At 71.4% G+C, this 23,256-nt stretch carries 23 protein-coding genes; 16 read left to right on the top strand and 7 right to left on the bottom strand.

From position 1 onward, the window contains the following. Positions 1 to 759: 759 nt before the first annotated feature. On the bottom strand, positions 760 to 1,620 hold the full coding sequence (locus ACWD5D_RS13475; RefSeq protein WP_451372809.1) for a biotin--[acetyl-CoA-carboxylase] ligase: 861 nt from the start codon (positions 1,618 to 1,620) through the stop codon (positions 760 to 762). A gap of 110 nt (positions 1,621 to 1,730) precedes the next feature. Here ACWD5D_RS13475 and ACWD5D_RS13470 point away from each other — a divergent pair, with 110 nt between their 5' ends. From ACWD5D_RS13470 to ACWD5D_RS13455, 4 genes are read left to right on the top strand one after another with little or no spacing between them, the layout of a single operon-like run. Then, entirely contained in the window at positions 1,731 to 3,326 is a 1,596-nt protein-coding gene (locus ACWD5D_RS13470) for an acyl-CoA carboxylase subunit beta (RefSeq protein ID WP_451372808.1), read from the top strand. A 29-nt stretch (positions 3,327 to 3,355) separates the two neighbouring features. Next, positions 3,356 to 3,565 (top strand): acyl-CoA carboxylase epsilon subunit, encoded by a 210-nt coding sequence (locus ACWD5D_RS13465; protein WP_451372807.1) that lies wholly within the window; start codon positions 3,356 to 3,358, stop codon positions 3,563 to 3,565. Between the two features lie 59 nt (positions 3,566 to 3,624). Then, positions 3,625 to 3,753 (top strand): morphogenic membrane protein MmpB, encoded by a 129-nt coding sequence (mmpB, locus tag ACWD5D_RS13460; protein WP_451372806.1) that lies wholly within the window; start codon positions 3,625 to 3,627, stop codon positions 3,751 to 3,753. A gap of 24 nt (positions 3,754 to 3,777) precedes the next feature. After that, positions 3,778 to 4,395, top strand: a complete 618-nt coding sequence (locus ACWD5D_RS13455; RefSeq protein WP_451372805.1) for a Maf family protein — start codon at positions 3,778 to 3,780, stop codon at positions 4,393 to 4,395. On the opposite strand, the gene ACWD5D_RS13450 is transcribed toward ACWD5D_RS13455, so the two are convergent. Further along, positions 4,367 to 4,939 (bottom strand): hypothetical protein, encoded by a 573-nt coding sequence (locus ACWD5D_RS13450; RefSeq protein ID WP_451372804.1) that lies wholly within the window; start codon positions 4,937 to 4,939, stop codon positions 4,367 to 4,369. The genes ACWD5D_RS13455 and ACWD5D_RS13450 overlap by 29 nt on opposite strands. Positions 4,940 to 5,329: 390 nt before the next feature. Between ACWD5D_RS13450 and ACWD5D_RS13445 the strand changes: the two genes are divergently transcribed. Beyond that, positions 5,330 to 7,102 carry an acetyl/propionyl/methylcrotonyl-CoA carboxylase subunit alpha gene (locus tag ACWD5D_RS13445; protein ID WP_451372803.1) on the top strand — a complete coding sequence of 591 codons (1,773 nt, stop codon included), beginning with the start codon at positions 5,330 to 5,332 and terminating at the stop codon, positions 7,100 to 7,102. 346 nt (positions 7,103 to 7,448) lie between these two features. Here ACWD5D_RS13445 and ACWD5D_RS13440 read toward each other — a convergent pair whose 3' ends face one another. After that, positions 7,449 to 8,405, bottom strand: coding sequence for a DeoR/GlpR family DNA-binding transcription regulator (locus ACWD5D_RS13440; protein WP_451372802.1), 957 nt, complete (start codon positions 8,403 to 8,405; stop codon positions 7,449 to 7,451). 166 nt (positions 8,406 to 8,571) lie between these two features. Further along, positions 8,572 to 10,020: an NAD(P)H-quinone dehydrogenase gene (locus tag ACWD5D_RS13435; protein WP_451372801.1), complete on the bottom strand. Its 1,449-nt coding sequence runs from the start codon at positions 10,018 to 10,020 to the stop codon at positions 8,572 to 8,574. 108 nt (positions 10,021 to 10,128) lie between these two features. Between ACWD5D_RS13435 and ACWD5D_RS13430 the strand changes: the two genes are divergently transcribed. The 4 genes from ACWD5D_RS13430 (at position 10,129) to ACWD5D_RS13415 (ending at position 13,582) form a co-directional block, all read left to right on the top strand. Next, positions 10,129 to 10,566, top strand: a complete 438-nt coding sequence (locus ACWD5D_RS13430) for a gamma-glutamylcyclotransferase (protein WP_451372800.1) — start codon at positions 10,129 to 10,131, stop codon at positions 10,564 to 10,566. 51 nt (positions 10,567 to 10,617) lie between these two features. Then, positions 10,618 to 10,896 (top strand): type II toxin-antitoxin system RelE family toxin, encoded by a 279-nt coding sequence (locus ACWD5D_RS13425; RefSeq protein ID WP_451372799.1) that lies wholly within the window; start codon positions 10,618 to 10,620, stop codon positions 10,894 to 10,896. 106 nt (positions 10,897 to 11,002) lie between these two features. Next, positions 11,003 to 11,827 carry a purine-nucleoside phosphorylase gene (locus tag ACWD5D_RS13420; RefSeq protein ID WP_451372798.1) on the top strand — a complete coding sequence of 275 codons (825 nt, stop codon included), beginning with the start codon at positions 11,003 to 11,005 and terminating at the stop codon, positions 11,825 to 11,827. 123 nt (positions 11,828 to 11,950) lie between these two features. Then, positions 11,951 to 13,582 carry a phospho-sugar mutase gene (locus tag ACWD5D_RS13415; protein ID WP_451372797.1) on the top strand — a complete coding sequence of 544 codons (1,632 nt, stop codon included), beginning with the start codon at positions 11,951 to 11,953 and terminating at the stop codon, positions 13,580 to 13,582. A 164-nt stretch (positions 13,583 to 13,746) separates the two neighbouring features. Here the strand turns inward: ACWD5D_RS13415 and ACWD5D_RS13410 are convergent, their stop codons facing one another. Continuing rightward, positions 13,747 to 14,466, bottom strand: coding sequence for a PH domain-containing protein (locus ACWD5D_RS13410; protein ID WP_451372796.1), 720 nt, complete (start codon positions 14,464 to 14,466; stop codon positions 13,747 to 13,749). A gap of 198 nt (positions 14,467 to 14,664) precedes the next feature. Between ACWD5D_RS13410 and deoC the strand changes: the two genes are divergently transcribed. The 3 genes from deoC to ACWD5D_RS13395 are packed head-to-tail and all read left to right on the top strand — an operon-like array spanning position 14,665 to position 17,982. Beyond that, positions 14,665 to 15,642: a deoxyribose-phosphate aldolase gene (gene deoC / locus ACWD5D_RS13405; RefSeq protein ID WP_451372795.1), complete on the top strand. Its 978-nt coding sequence runs from the start codon at positions 14,665 to 14,667 to the stop codon at positions 15,640 to 15,642. Positions 15,643 to 15,647: 5 nt separating this feature from the next. Beyond that, complete coding sequence (locus ACWD5D_RS13400) at positions 15,648 to 17,084, top strand: aldehyde dehydrogenase family protein (RefSeq protein WP_451372794.1); 1,437 nt, start codon at positions 15,648 to 15,650, stop codon at positions 17,082 to 17,084. Then, complete coding sequence (locus ACWD5D_RS13395; RefSeq protein WP_451372793.1) at positions 17,077 to 17,982, top strand: aldehyde dehydrogenase family protein; 906 nt, start codon at positions 17,077 to 17,079, stop codon at positions 17,980 to 17,982. Before ACWD5D_RS13400 ends, ACWD5D_RS13395 begins: the two co-directional genes overlap by 8 nt. An 88-nt stretch (positions 17,983 to 18,070) precedes the next feature. Here the strand turns inward: ACWD5D_RS13395 and ACWD5D_RS13390 are convergent, their stop codons facing one another. Next, positions 18,071 to 18,475, bottom strand: coding sequence for a hypothetical protein (locus ACWD5D_RS13390; RefSeq protein WP_451372792.1), 405 nt, complete (start codon positions 18,473 to 18,475; stop codon positions 18,071 to 18,073). 127 nt (positions 18,476 to 18,602) lie between these two features. Between ACWD5D_RS13390 and ACWD5D_RS13385 the strand changes: the two genes are divergently transcribed. Then, positions 18,603 to 19,238, top strand: a complete 636-nt coding sequence (locus tag ACWD5D_RS13385; RefSeq protein WP_451372791.1) for a uridine kinase family protein — start codon at positions 18,603 to 18,605, stop codon at positions 19,236 to 19,238. Positions 19,239 to 19,384: 146 nt separating this feature from the next. On the opposite strand, the gene ACWD5D_RS13380 is transcribed toward ACWD5D_RS13385, so the two are convergent. After that, positions 19,385 to 20,122: a SigE family RNA polymerase sigma factor gene (locus ACWD5D_RS13380; protein ID WP_451372790.1), complete on the bottom strand. Its 738-nt coding sequence runs from the start codon at positions 20,120 to 20,122 to the stop codon at positions 19,385 to 19,387. A gap of 232 nt (positions 20,123 to 20,354) precedes the next feature. On the opposite strand from ACWD5D_RS13380, the gene afsQ1 reads away from it, so the two are divergent. From afsQ1 to ACWD5D_RS13365, 3 genes are read left to right on the top strand one after another with little or no spacing between them, the layout of a single operon-like run. Further along, a complete protein-coding gene (gene afsQ1 / locus ACWD5D_RS13375; protein WP_365248795.1) occupies positions 20,355 to 21,032 on the top strand; it encodes a two-component system response regulator AfsQ1 in 678 nt (225 codons plus the stop codon). Beyond that, the gene (locus ACWD5D_RS13370; protein ID WP_451372789.1) at positions 21,029 to 22,621 is read left to right on the top strand and encodes an ATP-binding protein; all 1,593 of its coding nucleotides are present in this window, start codon (positions 21,029 to 21,031) and stop codon (positions 22,619 to 22,621) included. The genes afsQ1 and ACWD5D_RS13370 overlap by 4 nt, the downstream gene beginning before the upstream one ends. After that, on the top strand, positions 22,618 to 23,232 hold the full coding sequence (locus tag ACWD5D_RS13365) for a hypothetical protein (protein WP_451372788.1): 615 nt from the start codon (positions 22,618 to 22,620) through the stop codon (positions 23,230 to 23,232). The genes ACWD5D_RS13370 and ACWD5D_RS13365 overlap by 4 nt, the downstream gene beginning before the upstream one ends. The last annotated feature ends 24 nt before the right edge of the window (positions 23,233 to 23,256 follow it).

Here is a 23,256-nt window from a genome sequence, read left to right as displayed (position 1 = left end):
GCCGGTGCCGCCGACTCCCCGCGGGCTGCCGCCATGGCTCCGCACCTGACCCAACTACGGGCGAGCGAACCCCGCCCCTGGCCCCCACCCAGGACGTCCGTCGTACACCGCTGCGGCCTGATCGCGCAGTTCCCCGCGCCCCTACGGAGCTGCACCGCCCCACGCCGCCACGGCTCCACACCTGACAGCGCCGCACGAAGTCACGCGGGCTGCCGCGTCCTTCTCTCCCCCACGGCGCCGCAGCCGCCCACGGCGGGGAGGGGACGGGTCGGGGGGTGTCCGCCCGCAGCGGTTGGCGCGTCAACACCCGAGCTCATGCGACTGACCGATTTCGCGCCGTTCCGAGGACGGACACCCCCCGGCGCGGCCCCGCCCCCACCCGCCCACTGGGCGCTACCCGCACCCCCACCCGACCGCAGAGGCGCCGCAGGCACCCGCACAGCCACCGCAGAGGCGCCACAGGCATCCCCACAGGCGCCACAGCACCCGCACAGGCCCGCAGGCATCCCCACGGGCGCCGCAGCCGTCCCCACGGGCGCCGCAGGCATCCCCACGGGCGCCGCAGCCGTCCCCACGGGCGCCGCAGGCATCCCCACGGGCGCCGCAGGCATCCCCACAGGCGCCACAGGCACCCGCACAGGCCCGCAGGCATCCCCACGGGCGCCGCAGCCGTCCCCACGGGCGCCGCAGGCATCCCCACAGGCGCCGCAGGCATCCCCACAGACGCCACAGGCACCCGCAAAGGCGCCGCAGGCCCTCTCACGCAGGCCGCAGATGCACGATGTCGCCCGCCCCCACCGGCTCCTGCACACCCTCCTTCGTCGCGATGATCAAGCGTCCGTCCCCGTCCACGGCGACCGCCTCGCCCACCACGGCACGCTCGCCGGGAAGCTCCGCCCGGACCGTGCGGCCCAGGGTCGCGCAGCCCGCCGCGTAGGTCTCCTGGAGGCCGGCGGCGGAGGGGTCGCCGCCCGCGGCGCGCCAGCGGTCGTACCAGTCCTCGAGGGAGCGCAGCATCGCGCGCAGCAGCGGGTCACGGTCCGTGGACACCGCTCCGGCGAGGGCGAGGGACCCGGCCTGGGGAACGGGGAGTTCGTCGGCGCGCAGGGTGACGTTGATGCCGACGCCGATGACGACGGCGTCCTCTCCGGCGCGTTCGGCGAGGATGCCGCCGGCCTTGCGCTCCTCGCCGCCGACGGTGACCAGGACGTCGTTCGGCCACTTCAGCGCCGTGTCGACGCCCGCCGCGCGGGACAGGCCGGTGGCCACCGCGACGCCCGTGAGCAGCGGGAGCCAGCCCCAGCGGGCCACGGGGACCTCGGTGGGGCGCAGGAGGACCGAGAAGAAGAGGCCGGAGCGCGGCGGGGCGGTCCACCGGCGGTCCAGGCGGCCCCGCCCGGCCGTCTGCTGCTCGGCGACGAGCACCGCGCCCTCCTCCGCCGTGCCGGCGGCGGCGCGGGCGACCAGGTCGGAGTTGGTGGAGCCGGTGCTCTGCACCACCTCGATCGCGGACCACAGACCGCCGTCCCGGATCAGCCCGCGGCGCAGCGCCGTGACGTTCAGGGGCGGGCGCTCCAGGTCGGACCAGCGGCTGTCGTCTGATGCATTGTGCGGCGTCATGCAAGTCACCCTAGGTGTGGGAAACGCCGCACTGCTGATCCGTAGGCACGCCACTACGCTACGGATGAGTAATCGTCCCCCCTTTTGAGCAGGCAGGGAGCCGCATCCCGATGTCCGAGCCGGAAGAGATCGACATTCACACGACCGCGGGCAAGCTCGCGGATCTGCAGCGCCGTATCCACGAGGCGACGCACGCCGGTTCGGAACGCGCCGTCGAAAAGCAGCACGCCAAGGGCAAGTTGACGGCGCGTGAGCGGATCGACCTGTTGTTGGACGAGGGGTCCTTCGTCGAACTCGACGAGTTCGCACGGCACCGCTCGACCAACTTCGGGCTGGAGAAGAACCGTCCGTACGGCGACGGCGTGGTCACCGGGTACGGAACCGTGGACGGCCGGCCCGTCGCCGTGTTCTCGCAGGACTTCACCGTCTTCGGCGGCGCCCTCGGCGAGGTCTACGGCCAGAAGATCGTCAAGGTCATGGACTTCGCGCTGAAGACCGGCTGCCCGGTGATCGGCATCAACGACTCCGGTGGCGCGCGCATCCAGGAGGGCGTCGCGTCCCTGGGCGCGTACGGCGAGATCTTCCGCCGCAACACGCACGCCTCCGGTGTCATCCCGCAGATCAGTCTCGTCGTCGGGCCGTGTGCCGGTGGCGCGGTGTACTCCCCCGCCATCACCGACTTCACGATCATGGTCGATCAGACCTCGCACATGTTCATCACCGGCCCGGACGTGATCAAGACGGTCACCGGTGAGGACGTCGGCTTCGAGGAGCTGGGCGGCGCCCGGACGCACAACGCCGTCTCCGGTGTGGCCCACCACATGGCGGGCGACGAGAAGGACGCCATCGAGTACGTCAAGCAGTTGCTGTCGTACCTGCCGTCCAACAACCTCTCCGAGCCCCCGGTCTTCCCGGAGGAGGCGGACCTCGCCGTCAACGACGAGGACCGGGAGCTGGACACGCTGGTCCCGGACAGCGCGAACCAGCCGTACGACATCCGCACGGTGGTCGAACACGTCCTGGACGACGCGGAGTTCTTCGAGACGCAGGCCCTGTTCGCACCGAACATGGTCACCGGCTACGGCCGGGTCGAGGGCTTCCCGGTCGGCATCGTCGCCAACCAGCCGATGCAGTTCGCGGGCTGCCTGGACATCGGCGCCAGCGAGAAGGCCGCCCGGTTCGTGCGCACCTGCGACGCGTTCAACATCCCGGTGCTGACCTTCGTCGACGTGCCGGGCTTCCTGCCGGGCGTCCACCAGGAGCACGACGGCATCATCCGGCGCGGCGCCAAGCTGATCTTCGCCTACGCCGAGGCGACGGTCCCGCTGATCACCGTGATCACGCGGAAGGCCTTCGGCGGCGCGTACGACGTCATGGGCTCCAAGCACCTGGGCGCGGACATCAACCTGGCCTGGCCGACCGCCCAGATCGCCGTCATGGGCGCCCAGGGCGCCGTGAACATCCTGCACCGGCGCACCATCGCGGAGGCGGAGGCGAGCGGCGAGAACGCCGAGGCGGTGCGCGCCCGGCTGATCCAGGAGTACGAGGACACCCTGCTCAACCCGTACGTCGCCGCGGAGCGCGGCTACATCGACGCGGTGATCATGCCGTCCGAGACCCGCTCCCACATCGTCCGGGGTCTGCGTCAGCTGCGCACCAAGCGGGAATCCCTGCCTCCGAAGAAGCACGGCAACATCCCCCTCTAGGCCCCTGGGCCCGGACCCTTGGAGCGGTCATGAACATCAAGGTCGTACGGGGCAACCCGACCCCGGAGGAGCTGGCCGCCGCACTGGCGGTGGTCCGGGTCCGCGCCGCGGCGGCGGCAGCCCAGCCGTCCGGCGCGCAGGGCCCGAAGGACGCGTGGTCCGACCCGTCCCGCATCGCGGCACAGCGTGTCCCGAGGCCGGGCCGGGCGTCCTGGACGCGCACCTACTGGCCGAGCTGAGCGCGAATCTGAGTACGCCTACTCAGGCACCCGGCGGCCAAGAACCACACGCTTGAAGAATGCTGTGGTCCGACCCCGAGAACGAGCCGCCGAAGGAACTCCGCGACATGGAGGAGACCCTTCGGCGGCTCGGCTTCTTCCTGGCTGTGGCCATGGTCCTGGCGATGATCGTGATCGGGCTCAGGTGAACGCCCCGGCGATACCCTGATCGCATGACAGACCATCCGCGCCGTCGCCTCGTCCTGGCCTCCCAGTCCCCCGCCCGTCTCGGCCTGCTGCGGCAGGCGGGCCTCACGCCCGAGGTGATCGTGAGCGGGGTCGACGAGGACGCCGTCACCGCGCCGAACCCGGCCGAGCTGGCGCTCGCCCTCGCCGAGGCCAAGGCCTCCGTGGTGGCGGCGCGGCCGGAGGTGCAGGGTGCCCTGGTGATCGGCTGCGACTCGGTGCTGGAGCTGGACGGGCAGGCGCTCGGCAAGCCCGCCGACGCCGAGGAGGCCACCGCCCGCTGGAAGTCCATGCGCGGGCGGGCCGGGACCCTCCAGACGGGCCACTGCATCTGGGACACGACGGCCAAGCGGTACGTCGCGGGGCTCGCCTCCACCGTCGTCCGCTTCGGCGAGCCCACGGACGAGGAGATCGCCGCGTACGTCGCCTCGGGCGAGCCCCTCTACGTCGCCGGGGCCTTCACCCTGGACGGCCTTTCGGCGCCGTTCATCGAGGGCATCGACGGCGACCACGGCAACGTGATCGGCATCAGCATGCCCCTCGTGCGGCGGCTGCTGGCCGAACTGGGTGTCGGCATCACGGAGTTGTGGGCACCGCCCCAGTGAGCTGGGTGGGGACCGTGTCCTGCGGCTCCCCGTCCCCGTCGGCCCCGTCCCGCGGTTCACCCGTGCGGCTGTGCGGCAGCACCGCCCCGGCCGGGGCCGGCCCGGTCGCCGCCCTCGGGTCGCCGCCCTCGCCGGGAGCACCGCCGGCCGCCCGCTGCCCGGCGCTGTCCTGACGGTCGTACGACATCAGGATCAGCAGGATCAGCGTGAACACGACGACCATGAACAGGAACGCCGTCCAGCCCACCAGGCCCCACGTGAGGGCGCCCAGCAGGGCGTGCACCACGGCGGCGCTGATCAGCACGACACGCCCGAAGCCGGCCGGGGCGCGGTCGCGTATCGCGACCAGCAGGGCCACCAGAGCGCACAGCGCGAAGTAGAGGCCGAAGATCACGCCGCCGATCTTCGAGGACGTCGACATGACGTCCGGGTCGAGACCGGCCAGCGACATCCGCTGGCGGTCGGCGACCACTCCGAGGAACCAGTTGAACGCCGCGATTCCGACTGCCTCGGCCAACAGGACGATCGCCACGACCCATGCCACCGGTCTGCGCACCACCGGCCCCCACCCACTTTCGACCTCAGCCCGACCAGAGCTGCTGTTACCTGAAGTACGTTCGAGTCATCGCGAACGCTACTAACGGGTAAACCGAGGGACAAGGGTTTGGTCGACGGCAAAGAACCATTGGGCCATTCGTAGGGACTCGACAAAGAAACCGAGTGGCCCGCAGCACGGTCTCACAGAGACCTTGGCCACATGGCAGGGCTAGGGTTTTCCGGTGGAGTCCTGCGTACCTCGGTGCGACAAGGGCTTTCGCGGGTCGAGCGGGCCTCGCATCACGCTCCGTGTGGGCAAGCTCACCAGTGGGGACGGCTCGAAGTGCCGTGTCGGCAGTCCCTAAACTCGGCTTGTTTCAAGGAGGGAGCCTCAATCGTGCGCAAGGTGCTCATCGCCAACCGTGGCGAAATCGCTGTCCGCGTTGCCCGGGCCTGCCGGGATGCCGGGATCGCGAGCGTGGCCGTATACGCCGACCCGGACCGGGACGCTCTGCACGTCCGGGCCGCGGACGAGGCGTTCGCCCTGGGCGGTGACACACCGGCCACCAGTTATCTGGACATCGAGAAGGTCCTGAACGCGGCGCGCGAATCGGGCGCGGACGCCATCCATCCCGGATACGGCTTCCTCTCCGAGAACGCCGAGTTCGCGCAGGCGGTGCTGGACGCCGGTCTGAACTGGATCGGACCGCCGCCGCAGGCCATTCGCGACCTGGGTGACAAGGTGGCCGCCCGGCACATCGCCCAGCGCGCGGGTGCCCCGCTCGTCGCCGGTACCCCGGACCCGGTCTCCGGCGCCGACGAGGTCGTCGCGTTCGCCGAGCAGCACGGGCTGCCGATCGCCATCAAGGCCGCCTTCGGTGGTGGCGGGCGTGGCCTGAAGGTCGCCCGGACTCTCGAAGAGGTCCCGGAGCTGTACGACTCGGCCGTCCGCGAGGCGGTCGCCGCCTTCGGTCGTGGCGAGTGCTTCGTCGAGCGGTACCTGGACCGTCCGCGTCACGTGGAGACCCAGTGCCTGGCCGACAAGCACGGCAACGTGGTCGTCGTGTCCACCCGTGACTGCTCGCTGCAGCGCCGCCATCAGAAGCTGGTCGAGGAGGCCCCCGCGCCGTTCCTGTCGGACGAGCAGATCGCGGAGCTGTACCGCGCCTCCAAGGCCATCCTGAAGGAGGCCCGCTACGAGGGCGCCGGTACCTGCGAGTTCCTGGTCGGCCAGGACGGCACGATCTCCTTCCTGGAAGTCAACACCCGCCTCCAGGTCGAGCACCCGGTGACCGAGGAGGTCACCGGCATCGACCTGGTCCGCGAGATGTTCCGCATCGCCGACGGCGAGGAGCTGGGGTACGACGACCCCGAGCTGCGCGGTCACTCGTTCGAGTTCCGCATCAACGGCGAGGACCCGGGCCGCAACTTCCTGCCGGCCCCCGGTACGGTCACCCGCTTCGACCCGCCGGCCGGTCCCGGTGTCCGCCTGGACGCGGGCGTGGAGGCCGGCTCGGTCATCGGCCCCGCCTGGGACTCGCTGCTGGCCAAGCTGATCGTCACCGGCCGCACCCGCAAGGAGGCCCTGGAGCGGGCCGCTCGCGCGCTGGACGAGTTCCAGGTCGAGGGCATGGCCACGGCCATCCCGTTCCACCGCGTGGTCGTCAAGGACCCGGCGTTCGCCCCCGAGCTGACCGGCTCCACCGACCCGTTCACGGTCCACACCCGCTGGATCGAGACCGGGTTCGTCAACGACATCAAGCCCTTCACGGCCCCCGCCGACGCCGAGGCGGAGGAGGAGACGGGCCGTGAGACGGTCGTCGTCGAGGTCGGCGGCAAGCGCCTCGAGGTCTCTCTCCCGTCCTCCCTGGGCATGTCCCTGGCCCGTACCGGCCTCGCCGCCGGCGCCAAGCCCAAGCGCCGCGCCGCCAAGAAGTCCGGCCCCGTCGCCTCCGGCGACACCCTCGCCTCCCCGATGCAGGGCACGATCGTCAAGATCGCGGTCGAGGAGGGCCAGGAGGTCAAGGAAGGCGACCTGGTCGTCGTCCTGGAGGCCATGAAGATGGAGCAGCCCCTGAACGCGCACAAGGCGGGCACCATCAAGGGCCTCACCGCCGAGGTCGGCGCCTCCATCACCTCGGGCGCCCCGATCTGCGAGATCAAGGACTGAGGCAAAAAGCTACACACCGACGCCCGGCCGACCGTCCACACCGGTCAGCCGGGCGTCCGGCGTTCCGGGGCACGATCGGCCTACGGCAGAGCAGCGAACCTGAGGGGCGCGGGCCTGTGTCGATGTGCGGCTCCGCCGCGATGGGGGTCCCCCCGCGCTGGGGGTCCCTCCCGCTCGAGCGAAGCCGAGAGTGGGGGAGAAGCCGAGAGTGGGGGAGAAGCCGAGAGTGGGGGAGAAGTCGGGAGTGGGGGAGCGACAAGCCACAACGCACCCGCACCCGCACCCGCCGACCCCACCACCCCCCTACGGCGATCCGGCGACCGATCTGCCCCCCCGGCCGAAGAAGCTAACGGCGCCGCATATCAGCGACCCGCCCCCGCTCGGCGCCGGCCGACTGCTCCCCCAGCACCGCCGCCGACCGGAGCCCACCCCCACCGCCCGGCATCTGGCCCCGCCGCGGCCCTGGCAGAGAAGACGACCGCTGACGCGCCGCGGGGCCGTGCTCACCCCCCGGAGGGCCACTCGCCCCCGCCACCGCGATCTGCACCCCCTGGTCGGCGAGCGCCTGCAACTCGGTCGCGGCCCGGTCGTCGTGCGTGGGCGGCTCGTCGGTGACCAGGCGCGTGATGACATCCGTCGGCACCGTCTGGAACATCGTGTCCGTACCCAGCTTGGTGTGGTCCGCGAGGACCACCACCTCCGCCGCGGCCTGCACCAGCGCCCGGTCCACGGACGCCGACAGCATGTTGGACGTGGACAGCCCGCGCTCCGCGGTCAGACCGCTCCCGGACAGGAAGGCCTTGGAGACCCGCAGCCCCTGCAGGGACTGCTCGGCCCCCGACCCGACGAGCGCGTAGTTGGAGCCGCGCAGGGTGCCACCGGTCATCACGACCTCCACCCGGTTGGCATGGGCCAACGCCTGTGCCACCAGGAGGGAGTTGGTCACGACCGTCAGCCCGGGTACCCGCGCGAGCCGGCGAGCCAGCTCCTGCGTGGTCGTACCCGCCCCGACCACGATGGCCTCGCCCTCTTCGACGAGACTCGCGGCGAGGTCGGCGATGGCCGTCTTCTCGGCGGTCGCGAGATGGGACTTCTGTGGAAAGCCCGACTCCCGCGTGAATCCGCCCGGCAGTACCGCACCGCCGTGCCGGCGGTCGAGGAGTCCTTCTGCCTCCAGCGCCCGCACGTCCCGCCGTACGGTCACTTCGGAGGTCTGGACGACGCGGGCGAGTTCACGGAGCGATACGGCCCCGTTCGCTCGCACCATTTCGAGGATCAATTGGCGACGTTCTGCAGCGAACACGAAACTGACAGTAACCCCAACGACCGTCTGCTTTCAGCACTTTGCGCCGAATAGCAGAAGTTGTTCGCATGGTAGGGCGGGAAGTGGTATAGGGCCTACCCCGCCCGACTATGCCACGCGCAAGTCCCGCAACTCCCCGTGACCAGCGGGGAGTTCGCGCCCGCCGTCAGGCCTCCGCGCTGGCCTTTCGCGTGTGGAGCTGTCGCGCGACCTCGGCGATCGACCCCGAAAGGGAGGGGTACACCGTGAACGCGTTCGCGATCTGTTCGACCGTCAGATTGTTGTCGACGGCGATCGAGATGGGGTGGATGAGTTCCGAGGCGCGCGGCGCGACGACCACACCGCCGACGACGATCCCGGTGCCGGGTCGGCAGAAGATCTTCACGAAGCCGTCCCGGATGCCCTGCATCTTGGCGCGCGGGTTGCGCAGCAGGGGCAGCTTCACGACCCGGGCGTCGATCTTGCCCGCGTCGACGTCCGCCTGGGAGTAGCCGACGGTGGCGATCTCGGGGTCGGTGAAGACGTTCGAGGAGACCGTCTTGAGGTTCAGCGGGCTCACCGTGTCGCCGAGGAAGTGGTACATGGCGATACGGCCCTGCATCGCGGCGACGGACGCGAGGGCGAAGACACCGGTGACGTCGCCGGCCGCGTAGACGCCCGGGGCGGAGGTGCGCGAGACCCGGTCGGTCCAGATGTGCCCGGACTCCTTCAGCCTGACGCCGGCCTCCTCCAGGCCGAGCCCGGCGCTGTTCGGGATGGCGCCGACCGCCATGAGGCAGTGGGTGCCGGTGATCACGCGGCCGTCGGCGAGGGTGACCTCGACGCGGTCGCCGACGCGCTTGGCGGACTGCGCGCGGGAGCGGGCCATGACGTTCATGCCGCGGCGGCGGAAGACGTCCTCGAGGACGGCGGCGGCGTCGGGGTCCTCGCCCGGCAGCACGCGGTCGCGGGAGGAGACCAGGGTGACCTTGGAGCCGAGCGCCTGGTACGCGCCGGCGAACTCGGCGCCGGTGACACCGGAACCGACCACGATCAGCTCTTCCGGCAGTTCGGTGAGGTCGTAGACCTGGGTCCAGTTCAGGATGCGCTCGCCGTCGGGCTGGGCGTCGGGCAGCTCGCGCGGGTGACCGCCGGTGGAGATGAGCACGGCGTCGGCGATGAGGGTCTCCTCGCTGCCGTCGGCGGCGCTGACGACGACCTTGCGAGAGCCGTCGAGGGCCTGCATGCCCTCCAGCCGGCCGCGCCCGCGCATGACCCGGGCGCCGGCCCGCGTGACGGAGGCGGTGATGTCGTGGGACTGGGCGAGCGCGAGGCGCTTCACACGCCGGTTGACCTTGCCGAGGTCCACACCGACGACGCGGGCCGGCTGCTCGATGTGCGGGGTGTCGTCGGCCACGATGATGCCCAGCTCCTCGTAGGAGGAGTCGAAGGTGGTCATCACCTCGGCCGTAGCGATAAGGGTCTTCGACGGTACGCAGTCGGTCAGCACCGACGCCCCGCCCAGACCGTCGCAGTCCACGACGGTCACCTCCGCGCCGAGCTGCGCCGCCGTCAGCGCCGCTTCGTATCCGCCGGGTCCGCCACCGATGATCACGATCCGAGTCACGTACCCCATTGTCCCGCACGCCTCAAGGTGCCACTGCCCGGGGGCGCCGCCGACGGGGCGAGCGGGACCCCGGGGACGTGTGACGCGCGAGTTTTCCGCTGCCGTACGCTCTCCCCCATGTCGCTCTATGCCGCGTACGCCGGCAACCTCGAAACGCGGCTGATGTCCCGCCGCGCCCCGCACTCCCCGCTGCGCGCCACCGGCTGGCTCAACGGCTGGCGGCTGACCTTCGGCGGCGAACAGCTGGGCTGGGAGGGCGCGCTGGCGACGATCGTCGAGGAGCCCGGTGCGCAGGTCTTCGTCGGCCTGTACGACATCGCGTCGATGGACGAGGAGTCGCTGGACCGCTGGGAGGGCGTCGACCTCGGCATCTACCGGCGCGTGCGGCTGCGCGCGCACACGCTGGACGGCGAGGAGCAGGCCTGGGCGTACGTCCTCAACGGCTACGAGGGCGGCCTGCCCTCGGCCCGGTACCTGGGCGAGATCGCCGATGCGGCGGAATCGGCCGGGGCGCCACACGATTACGTGATGGAGCTGCGCAAGAGGCCGTGCTGACGGAAGTCGGCTCCTTAGACTTGGGTAGCCGACGCACCATCGGGAGTACGCATGACCCCCACCACGTATGACGTCTATTACACGGTGCAGGCCGCCGAGGCCCGCGACCGCCTGGACGACCGGCAGCGCACCTCGTTCGACAAGGGCATCGCCCTTCTGGCCCGCGACCCCTTCCTCTCCGTGTCGCGGCCCATAGGCTCCACCGGCGACGACCGTACGATCCGCCTCACGCAGAACATCCTCGTGGAGTACACGGTCAGCCGAGGCCGTCTGCTGATCTTCATCGTCGAGGTCTTCAATGACAAGGACGTCCTCATCACCGACGAGTGACCGTCCTGCCCACGGAACGGTTTCGTCGGAAACGACAAGACAACGATCGCGATCCCGTGACCTCTGGCATCTACGCGCGTAGGCGTAAACCGGCTACCCTCGACGCGTGAACGCATCTCTTCTTCCGGACGACATCCAGGGCGACCCCCACGCCGCCGCCGACGCCGCCGCCGCGCGCCTGCGCGAGCTGACGGGCGCCGAGACCCACGACGTCGCCCTCGTGATGGGCTCCGGCTGGGCTCCCGCCGTCGACGCCCTGGGCGCACCCGACGCCGAGTTCCAGGTCACAGAGCTGCCCGGCTTCCCGCCGCCGGCCGTCGAGGGACACGGCGGCAAGATCCGCTCGTACTCCTTCGGTGACAAGCGCGCGCTGGTCTTCCTCGGCCGCACGCACTACTACGAGGGCCGTGGCGTCGCCGCCGTCGCGCACGGCGTCCGTACGGCCGTGGCCGCCGGCTGCAAGACCGTGGTCCTCACCAACGGCTGCGGCGGTCTGCGCGAGGGCATGCGCCCCGGCCAGCCGGTCCTGATCAGCGATCACCTGAACCTGACGGCGACCTCCCCGATCGTCGGCGCCAACTTCGTCGACCTGACCGACCTGTACTCCCCGCGTCTGCGCGCCCTGTGCAAGGAGATCGACCCCTCCCTGGAGGAGGGTGTCTACGCGCAGTTCCCCGGCCCGCACTACGAGACCCCGGCGGAGATCCGCATGGCCCGGGTCATCGGTGCGGACCTCGTCGGCATGTCCACGGTCCTCGAGGCCATCGCCGCGCGTGAGGCGGGCGCCGAGGTGCTGGGCATCTCCCTGGTCACCAACCTCGCGGCGGGCATGACGGGCGAGCCCCTGAACCACGAAGAGGTGCTCCAGGCCGGCCGCGACTCGGCCGCCCGTATGGGCCAGCTGCTGGCGCAGGTGCTGGGCCGGCTGTAAGCAGGTCCGCGGCGCCGCGACGGCGCCGGGCGCGACCCCGCCCGTCCGCCTCCCGGCCGAACGAGCCGGCAGGCGGCGGGCGGGACTGGTGGGCAAACACACACAGGAGAGGTTGATCCCCAGGTGCACGACGATCTGATCGCCAAGGCCAAGGCATGGCTCGCCGAGGACCCCGACGCGGAGACCCGCGAGGAACTCGCCGGGCTGATCGACGCCGGTGACGTCACGGAGCTGGCGGCCCGGTTCGGCGGAACCCTCCAGTTCGGCACCGCGGGCCTGCGCGGTGAACTCGGCGCCGGCCCGATGCGCATGAACCGCAGCGTCGTGATCCGCGCCGCCGCGGGCCTCGCCGCCTACCTGAGGAGCAAGGGGCAGGGCGACGGACTCGTCGTCGTGGGCTACGACGCCCGCCACAAGTCCGCCGACTTCGCCCGGGACACCGCCGCCGTCATGACCGGCGCCGGCCTGCGCGCGGCGGTCCTCCCCCGCCCCCTGCCCACCCCCGTCCTGGCGTTCGCCATACGGCATCTGGGCGCGGTCGCCGGCGTGGAGGTCACCGCCAGCCACAACCCGCCGCGGGACAACGGCTACAAGGTGTACCTCGGCGACGGCTCCCAGATCGTCCCGCCCGCCGACGCCGAGATCGCCGCCGAGATCGACGCGATCGTCTCCCTGCACGACGTCCCCCGCCCGGACGCGGGCTGGGAGACCCTGGACGACTCCGTCCTGAACGCCTACCTGGCCCGTACGGACGCCGTCCTGGCCGCGGACTCCCCGCGCACCGCCCGTACCGTGTACACGGCCATGCACGGCGTCGGCCGGGACGTCCTGGTGGCCGCCTTCGCCCGCGCCGGCTTCCCCGCGCCGGTGCTCGTCGCCGAGCAGGCCGAGCCGGACCCGGACTTCCCGACGGTCGCCTTCCCGAACCCGGAGGAGCCGGGCGCGATGGACCTGTCGTTCGCGCAGGCCCGCGTGAGCGACCCGGACCTGATCATCGCCAACGACCCCGACGCCGACCGCTGCGCGGTGGCCGTCAAGGACGGCGGCGACTGGCGGATGCTGCGCGGCGACGAGGTCGGCGCCCTGCTCGCCGCCCACCTGGTCCGGCGCGGCGTGAGCGGCGTGTTCGCCGAGTCGATCGTCTCCTCCTCCCTCCTCGGCCGGATCGCCGGGAAGGCGGGGCTGCCGTACCGAGAGACCCTGACGGGCTTCAAGTGGATCGCCCGCGTGGACGGCCTGCGCTACGGCTACGAGGAGGCCCTCGGCTACTGCGTCGACCCCGAGGGCGTGCGCGACAAGGACGGCATCACCGCCGCCCTGCTCATCACCGAGCTGGCCTCCGTGCTCAAGGAGGAGGGCCGCACCCTCGTCGACCTCCTCGACGACCTCGCCGTGGAGCACGGCCTGCACGCCACCGACCAGCTGTCGGTCCGTGTCGAGGACCTCTCGGTCATCTCCGACGCGATGCGCCGCCTGCGCGAGCAGCCGCCCACGGAGCTGGCGGGCCTGCCGGTCGTCCACGCCGAGGACCTCAACCAGGGCACGGCCACGCTGCCGCCCACCGACGGTCTGCGCTACACCCTCGACGGCGCCCGCGTCATCGTCCGCCCGAGCGGCACCGAGCCCAAGCTCAAGTGCTACCTGGAGGTCGTCGTCCCGGTCGCGGACCACACCGCCCTCCCGGCCGCGCACGCCCGGGCGAGCGAGCTGCTCGCCGCGATCAAGCGGGATCTGTCGGCGGCGGCCGGTATCTGAGGCGCAGCCGTACGACATCGATGGGGTGCCCTGGTCCCGGGGCACCCCATTTCCGCATTTCCGCATTTCTGCATTTCCGCATGTCCGGGACCAGTGACTCTGCGGATCCACCGCCTGGGCCGACTTCCTCCCGTACGCCAGAGCGTAACGGCGTCAGCCGGACCTCAGCCGATCGCCAACAGGATCGCCAGCAGCACCGCGCCCGCGACCGCCGGGGCGATCACCTCGTACGCCCAGCGCACCGTGACCTCGCCCTGAGCCGACTCCTCCGTACGACGCCGCTCCAGGTCCCCGCGCAGGTCGTCCATGATCTTGTCGGTCTCCGCGCGGACGGGCCCGGCAGGGGTGTCCGTACCGGCACCGCCACCGAATCCACCGGCACCTCCGAACCCGCCGGCACCCCCGAACATCCCACCGCGGGGCCGCTCGCCGCGGGCGGCGCGGGCCGCGTCGGCCGCCGCCTGGGCCTGGCGGCGCGTCGCCTTCTTGCGGGCGCGGAGCGAGACGGGGACGGCCCACAGCTGGTACTTGGTGCCGGACTTGACGACGGCCTCGTTGGAGTAGCCGGAGCGCAGGGTCTCGATCTCGCCCCAGGGCAGGACGATCACCCGGAACGGGTTGCGCACCCGCAGCCGGTCCTCGTTCGCGAACACGGCCGGACGCAGCGTGAAGGCGGTCACCAGCGGGAAGATCAGGATCATCCCGGCGAGCGCCAGCCACGGTGTGCGCCCGTGGCCGCGGACCAACCCGTCGACGCCGAGCCAGGCGACGAGCGCGAGCAGCAGCACGCCGCCCACGAGCGCCAGGGGCGAGCGATAGATCCGGTCCTTGGCGGTGGGTGCCGGCGGCTGTGACGCGGGTGACTGGTGGTCCGGGGTCGTCATGGCCCCGATTGTGCATCATGCCCGCGGGGCTCAGCCGGGGGCCCAGGCGTCGTGGGGGACCTGTCCGTGCGCGGGTGCGGGTTGCCGGTGGCTGCTCGCGCGGTTCCCCGCGCCCCTGAGGTCCGCGCACCGCACGGCGCTCCATCGGAACCGCTCCCCGGGGTGTACAGCCGCTACGCGCGTAGATATGCTCGTCTGGTGACCATGCCCACCACTGCATCCCCAGCACTCGCTCTCGCCGACGTCACCGCGTCCGACAGCACGCTGCGCCGCTTCCTCCACGGGCTGCCCGGCGTCGACACGGTCGGCCTGGAGGCGCGCGCCGCGTCTCTCGGCACCCGTTCCATCAAGACCACCGCGAAGGCGTACGCCATCGACCTCGCCATCTCGATGGTCGACCTGACGACGCTGGAAGGCGCGGACACCCCGGGCAAGGTCCGGGCGCTCGGCGCCAAGGCGGTCCACCCGGACCCGACGGACCGGACGGCCCCCATGACCGCGGCCGTCTGCGTCTACCCCGACATGGTGGCCGTCGCCAAGGAGGCGATCCTTGCCGCCGGCGGAGTTCCGGACGTCAAGGTCGCCTCGGTCGCCACCGCCTTCCCGGCCGGCCGTGCCGCGCTCGACGTCAAGCTGGCCGACGTGCGTGAGGCCGTCGCCGCGGGCGCCGACGAGATCGACATGGTCATCGACCGGGGCGCGTTCCTCGCCGGCAAGTACCTGAAGGTGTACGACGAGATCGTCGCCGTGAAGGAGGCCTGCGGGACCAGCGCCCGGCTGAAGGTCATCTTCGAGACCGGCGAGCTGTCGACGTACGACAACATCCGCCGGGCGAGCTGGCTGGGCATGCTGGCGGGGGCCGACTTCATCAAGACGTCCACCGGCAAGGTCGCCGTCAACGCGACCCCCGCCAACACCCTGCTGATGCTGGAGGCGGTGCGCGACTTCCGCGCCCAGACCGGCGTGCAGGTCGGCGTGAAGCCCGCGGGCGGCATCCGGACCACCAAGGACGCGATCAAGTTCCTGGTCCTGGTCAACGAGACCGCGGGCGAGGACTGGCTGGACAACCGCTGGTTCCGCTTCGGCGCCTCCTCGCTCCTCAACGACCTGCTGATGCAGCGCCAGAAGCTGGCCACCGGCCGCTACTCCGGCCCCGACTACGTGACGGTGGACTGATCATCATGGCATCTCTCTTCGAGTACGCGCCGGCGCCCGAGTCCCGCTCCGTCGTCGACATCGCCCCCTCCTACGGCCTCTTCATCGACGGCGAGTTCACCGAGGCCACCGACGGCAAGGTCTTCAAGACGGTCTCCCCGTCCACCGAGGAGGTCCTCTCCGAGGTCGCCCAGGCCGGCGAGGCCGACGTCGACCGCGCGGTGAAGGCCGCCCGCAAGGCGTTCGAGAAGTGGTCGGCGCTGCCCGGCTCCGAGCGCGCCAAGTACCTGTTCCGCATCGCCCGCATCGTCCAGGAGCGCAGCCGTGAGCTGGCCGTCCTGGAGACGCTGGACAACGGCAAGCCGATCAAGGAGACCCGCGACGCGGACCTCCCGCTGGTCGCCGCGCACTTCTTCTACTACGCGGGCTGGGCCGACAAGCTCGACCACGCCGGGTTCGGTGCCGACCCGCGTCCGCTGGGCGTCGCCGGCCAGGTCATCCCCTGGAACTTCCCCCTCCTCATGCTGGCGTGGAAGATCGCCCCGGCGCTGGCGACCGGCAACACGGTCGTCCTCAAGCCCGCTGAGACGACCCCGCTGTCCGCCCTGTTCTTCGCCGACATCTGCCGCCAGGCGGGCCTGCCGAAGGGTGTCGTCAACATCCTTCCCGGGTACGGTGACGCGGGCGCCGCGCTGGTCGCGCACCCGGACGTGAACAAGGTCGCCTTCACCGGCTCCACCGCCGTGGGCAAGGAGATCGCCCGCACGGTGGCCGGCACGAAGAAGAAGCTGACCCTCGAACTGGGTGGCAAGGGCGCCAACATCGTCTTCGACGACGCCCCCATCGACCAGGCCGTCGAGGGCATCGTCACCGGCATCTTCTTCAACCAGGGCCAGGTCTGCTGCGCCGGCTCCCGCCTCCTCGTCCAGGAGTCGATCCAGGACGAGCTGCTGGACTCCCTCAAGCGCCGCCTGTCCACGCTGCGCCTCGGCGACCCGCTGGACAAGAACACCGACATCGGCGCGATCAACTCCGCCGAGCAGCTGGCCCGGATCAGCACGCTGGCCGACCAGGGCGAGGCGGAGGGCGCCGAGCGGTGGTCGCCGGCCTGCGAACTCCCGTCGTCCGGCTACTGGTTCGCCCCGACGCTCTTCACGAACGTCACCCAGGCGCACACCATCGCCCGCGACGAGATCTTCGGCCCGGTGCTGTCGGTCCTCACCTTCCGCACGCCCGAAGAGGCGGTCGCCAAGGCGAACAACACGCAGTACGGCCTCTCGGCGGGCATCTGGACCGAGAAGGGCTCCCGGATCCTGGCCGTCGCGAACAAGCTGCGCGCCGGTGTCGTCTGGTCCAACACGTTCAACAAGTTCGACCCGACCTCGCCGTTCGGCGGCTACAAGGAGTCGGGCTTCGGCCGCGAGGGCGGCCGCCACGGCCTGGAGGCGTACCTCGATGTCTGAGAAGACCGAAAAGACCGAGCCCCGACTGTCGGTCTTCAAGACCTACAAGCTGTACGTCGGCGGGAAGTTCCCGCGTTCCGAGAGCGGCCGGGTGTACGAGGTGACCGACTCCAAGGGCAAGTGGCTGGCGAACGCCCCCCAGTCCTCCCGCAAGGACGCCCGTGACGCGGTCGTCGCCGCGCGCAAGGCGTTCGGCGGCTGGTCGGGCGCGACGGCGTACAACCGCGGCCAGGTCCTCTACCGTGTCGCGGAGATGCTGGAGGGCCGCAAGGAGCAGTTCGTCCGGGAGGTCGCGGACGCGGAGGGCCTGTCGAAGTCGAAGGCCGCCGCGGTCGTGGACGCCGCGATCGACCGCTGGGTCTGGTACGCGGGCTGGACCGACAAGATCGCCCAGGTGGTCGGCGGCGGCAACCCGGTCGCGGGCCCGTTCTTCAACCTCTCCTCCCCGGAGCCGACCGGCGTGGTCGCCGTCCTGGCCCCGCAGGAGTCGTCCTTCCTCGGCCTGGTCTCCGTACTCGCCCCGGTGATCGCCACCGGCAACACGGCGGTCGTGATCGCCTCCGAGAAGGCCCCGCTCCCCGCCCTCTCCCTGGGCGAGGTGCTGGCGACCTCCGACGTCCCCGGCGGTGTCGTCAACGTCCTGTCCGGCCGTACGGCGGAGATCGCCGCGCCACTGGCCGCGCACCAGGACGTCAACGCGATCGACCTCGCGGGCGCGGACGAGGTGCTGGCGAAGGAGCTGGAGATCGCGGCGGCCGACAATCTGAAGCGGGTGCTGCGTCCACAGGCTGTGGATTATTTCGAGACGCCCGGAACCGAGCGGATGACGGCGTTCCTGGAGACGAAGACGGTGTGGCACCCGACGGGGTCGCTGGGAGCGTCGGGGTCTTCTTACTGACGGGGTAGCGGCGGGGAGCTGCCGTGATCTGCCGACTGCGGGTCGCGGATGGTTGATCGCGCGGTTCCCCGCGCCCCTTCAGGGCGCTTCAGTGCCCCAGGGCTCCGAGGACCTGCCCTACCACCGGGACGCTGCCCACGGATGGCGCCTGGGCGATCGGCGCCGTCAGCGTCCGTGAGCCGACCGACTTGAAGTCGGCCACCTGCGTCCCCACCCCGTTGTCCAGGGGGTCGACGCCCGTACCCGCGAGCGGGTTGGGCTTGAGGGCGGCGACCGTGCCGGTGACGTGGCCGACGGTGCCGGTGAGGGCGTGGAGACCGGCCTGCGGGTCGATCGCGCCGAGCGAGGTGGGCCGCAGCGGGACGTCCACGGCCGGGGCGCCCGCCTCCGCGTGTGCCGTTGCCGCGCCCGCCGCCAGTGCCGCCCCCGTGGTCGCGAGGGCGATCAGGGCGCGCTGCGCGGTGGGGTGCTGGGGGAAAGTGTGTCGGGCCATCGCTGGTGCCACCTTCGGGTGCGCAGGGTAATGCGGTCGACACGTAGGGTAGTTGAGGTGTGACTCACGCTCAAAAGCCGACCCGCGGGCTCGGCAGGAGGCCCCCCATGCGTCAAACTGGTGTTCCGTGAGCATTCATCCCCCGTCCCCCGCCCGTGTCGTGCTGCTGTGCGGCCCCTCGGGTTCGGGCAAGTCCCTGGTCGCCGCCCGCTCCGGGCTTCCCGTGCTGCGCCTCGACGACTTCTACAAGGAAGCCGACGACCCCACCCTGCCGCTGGTGGAGGGGAGTTCGGACATCGACTGGGACCACCCGCTGTCGTGGGACGCGGACGCCGCCGTCGAGGCGATCAAGCGGCTGTGTGCCACCGGGTCGACGTCCGTGCCGGTGTACGACATCTCGCTGAGCGCCCGCACCGGCGAGGAGACGCTGCACATCGGCCGTACCTCGCTGTTCATCGCGGAGGGCATCTTCGCCGCCGAGATCATCGCGCGCTGCCGTGAGCTGGGCATGCTGGCGGACGCGCTGTGTCTGTCCCGCGGCCCGTTCACCACCTTCCGACGGCGCTTCGTCCGCGATCTGAAGGAGGGCCGCAAGTCGGTGCCGTTCCTGCTGCGGCGGGGCTGGCGGCTGATGCGCGCCGAGCGTTCGATCGTGGCCCGTCAGGTCGCCCTGGGCGCTCACCCCTGCGACCGGGACGAGGCGCTGAGCCGGCTGGCGGCGGCCGCGGCGGGCCGGACGACGCGACAGCAGACGGCGGCGTAGGGCTCGTACGCGCGGGTTCCCCGTACACACAGAAGCGGGACCGGGCGGACCCTGCGGCCCTCCGGTCCCGTTCCTGCGTTCCCCCGTGTTTCCCCCGTGGGCCCACCCCCCAGTGGTCCCCCGTTTCCCCCGTTTCCCCCGGACCTTCAGGCGACCAGCTCGCCGAAGGCGTCCTCCTCGTCACGGCCGAAGCTGAGGACCTCGTCCTCGCGCAGCCGGCGCAGCGAGCGCCAGATGCTGGACTTGACCGTGCCGACGCTGATGTTGAGGATCTCCGCGATCTCCGGGTCCGTGCGGCCCTCGTAGTAGCGCAGCACCAGCATGGTGCGCTGGAGTTCGGGCAGCCGGGCCAGCGCCTGCCACAGGACCGCGCGCAGCTCCGTGCCGCGCATCGCGTCCGTGTCGGAGGGCGTCTCCGGCAGTTCCTCGGTCGGGTACTCGTTGAGCTTGCGGCGCCGCCAGGCGCTGATGTGCAGGTTGGTCATGGTGCGGCGGAGGTATCCGCCGACGGCCGCCTTGTCGCTGATCCGCTCCCACGCCCGGTACGTCGAGAACAGCGCGCTCTGCAGCAGGTCCTCGGCCTCGAAGCGGTCACCGGTCAGGTGGTAGGCGGTGGCGTACAGGGAGGCGCGGCGCTCCTGGACGTAGGCGGTGAACTCCTCCTCCGTCAGCGAGCGGCGCTCCCCCGGGTCCTCCCTGTACGCGCTTCCCCCGTGTGTTTCCCCCGTGTACGCGTCAACCACCGTCATGTAACCGGTGTGCTGACGCCCGGCGCCGCGAGCGCACCCCCGCGGGCTCACGGCGCCGGACTTCTCCGAACTCCGGTGCACGTCGTGCAGACGCGTGACCACGGCGCTGGTGCTCATGCTGTGCAGCGTGTTCATCTCGCGCTCCCCGTCGTGGACTTCCGGTGCCGGCCTGATCGGCGGTGCTTGCTCTCCTGCCGGTGTCGAAAAGCTTGCCGATCGACCTTCATGGCCATGTCCGCCGACTGTCACAGACCTGTCACAGGGCCCGGTCCCGGAGGTGTCACAGGAGGCGCACAGGTGACGGCGGTCGAGAGGGCGCGATGCGGGTGGGTCGTACGAGAGCCCCTCCATGGGCCAGAATGAGCCCGTGCCTTCCCTGTTGCTGATCGAGGACGACGACGCCATCCGCACGGCCCTGGAGCTCTCCCTGACGCGTCAGGGACACCGAGTGGCCACCGCTGCCAGCGGTGAGGACGGTCTGAAGCTGCTGCGCGAGCAGCGGCCGGACCTGATCGTGCTGGACGTGATGCTGCCCGGCATCGACGGGTTCGAGGTGTGCCGGCGCATCCGGCGCACCGACCAGCTGCCGATCATCCTGCTCACCGCGCGGAGCGACGACATCGACGTGGTGGTCGGGCTGGAGTCCGGCGCCGACGACTACGTCGTCAAGCCCGTGCAGGGCCGGGTGCTGGACGCCCGGATCCGCGCCGTGCTGCGGCGCGGGGAGCGCGAGTCCAGCGATTCGGCGTCCTTCGGCAGCCTTGTCATCGACCGGTCGGCGATGACCGTGACCAAGAACGGCGAGGACCTCCAGCTGACGCCGACCGAGCTGCGGCTGCTGCTGGAGCTGAGCCGGCGGCCCGGTCAGGCGCTGTCGCGGCAGCAGCTGCTGCGGCTCGTGTGGGAGCACGACTACCTGGGCGACTCACGCCTGGTGGACGCCTGTGTGCAGCGGCTGCGCGCCAAGGTGGAGGACGTGCCCTCGTCCCCGACCCTGATCCGTACCGTCCGTGGTGTCGGCTACCGCCTGGACGCTCCTCAGTGACCGATACGCGAGGGGGGCTGCGCGGCTGGGCCGCGGGGCGCAAAGGAAGGCTGTCACGGCTGCGGTTCACCAGCCTCAGGCTCCGGCTGGTCCTCGTCTTCGGGCTGGTCGCGCTGACCGCCGCGGTGTCCGCGTCGGGCATCGCCTACTGGCTGAACCGGGAGGCGGTGCTCACCCGCGCCCAGGACGCGGTGCTGCGCGACTTCCAGCAGGAGATGCAGAACCGGGCCGGCGCCCTGCCCGTGCACCCCTCCCAGGACGAACTGCAGCGCGCGGCGGGCCAGATGGCGGGCAGCAGTCAGCGTTTCAGCGTGCTGCTGGTCGGCCAGGACCCGAACGGCAAGACGGTGTACGGCAGTTCGGGCGGGATCAACGGCTTCTCGCTGGAGGACGTGCCCGGGTCGCTGCGGGCCGCGGTGGACAAGCGGCAGAAGGTGACCGGCGGCAACACGGCGTCGTACCACCTGTACTGGCAGCGGATCGTCAGCCACGGCACGCCCTATCTGGTGGCCGGTACGAAGGTGATAGGCGGCGGCCCGACCGGATACATGGCCAAGTCGCTGGAGCCGGAGGCGAAGGACCTCAACTCGCTCGCCTGGTCGCTGGGGATCGCGACCGGTCTCGCGCTGATCGGCTCGGCGCTGCTCGCCCAGGCCGCCGCCACGACCGTGCTGAAGCCGGTGCACCGGCTCGGGGTGGCCGCGCGACGGCTCGGCGAGGGCAGGCTGGACACCCGGCTGCGGGTGTCCGGGACCGATGAACTCGCCGATCTGTCACGGACGTTCAACAACGCGGCCGAGGCGCTGGAGAAGCGGGTCGCCGACATGGCCGCCCGGGACGAGGCCTCCCGCCGCTTCGTGGCCGACATGAGCCATGAACTGCGCACGCCCCTGACGGCGATCACCGCCGTCACGGAGGTGCTGGAGGAGGAGCTGGACTCCGAGGCCGGCGGCATCGACCCGATGATCGAGCCCGCGGTCCGGCTGGTGGTCAGCGAGACGCGGCGGCTGAACGACCTGGTCGAGAACCTGATGGAGGTCACCCGCTTCGACGCGGGCACCGCGCGGCTGGTCCTGGACGACGTCGACATCGCCGACCAGATCACCGCGTGCATCGACGCCCGCGCCTGGCTGGACGCCGTCGAACTCGACGCCGAGCGCGGCATCCACGCCCAGCTCGACCCGCGCCGCCTCGACGTCATCCTCGCCAACCTGATCGGCAACGCGCTCAAGCACGGCGGATCGCCGGTGCGGGTGTCGGTGCGCATGGACGACAAGGAGGACGCCGACCTGGTCATCGCCGTGCGGGACCACGGGCCCGGCATCCCCGAGGAGGTCCTGCCGCACGTCTTCGACCGGTTCTACAAGGCCAGCGCCTCCCGGCCGCGCTCCGAGGGCAGCGGCCTGGGTCTGTCCATCGCGTTGGAGAACGCGCACATCCACGGCGGCGAGATCACCGCGGCCAACTCCCCCGAGGGCGGCGCGGTGTTCACCCTGCGGCTGCCCCAGCACGCCTCGCGGCTGACCGAGCAGGACACCGAGTGCGACAAGGACGACGAGGCCGAGGGCCGCGGGAAGGAGGGGTCGTGAACGCGACGACGGTACGACGGCTGCTGGCGCTGCCCCTCCTCGGCGCGCTTCTCACCGGGTGCGGGATCCGGCCCACCGAGGTGCCGACGGACTTCGGCGCGGCGCCCTCGCGGGTCCCGTGCTCGCTGACCGGCCCCGACCTGTCGACGCAGTCCTCGCACGGGGTGCCCGTCCAGGTCTTCCTGCTGTGCGGGTCGTCCCTGGTGACCGTCGACCGGACGGTCCGCGTCCCGGAGGGCACCCCGGACGCCAAACGCCGGGTCATGATCGCGCAGGGGCTGCTGGACCAGCTGGCCGCGTCCCCGTCGGCCCCGGAACGGGCGGCCGGCTACCTGACGTACGTGCCGGGCGGCCTGAGCGTGTCCGGACCGGGCCACGGGGACCCTGAGGAGGCACTGCGCCTGAGCACGGCCCCGGGCCGGCTCTCCGCGTACTCCCTCGCCCAGGTCGTGTGCACGCTCTCCGACTCGGCCGCGGCGGAGGGCGACGGCTCGGTCGTCCTCGGCGGCCCCGGCACCGAACCCCCGCGCCGCTACGAGTGCACCGACGACGTCCGCAACCGTCCGGGCACCGTGGAGCCCCCGTCCAGCGAGGTCACCGCGGGCGGCTGACGGCACCGCGACGCCCTGGGACGT

It is taken from the genome of Streptomyces sp. NPDC002520 (assembly GCF_053595235.1).
Note: the sequence above shows the minus strand (reverse complement) of the source record. Positions and strands in the feature narration are given on the sequence as shown.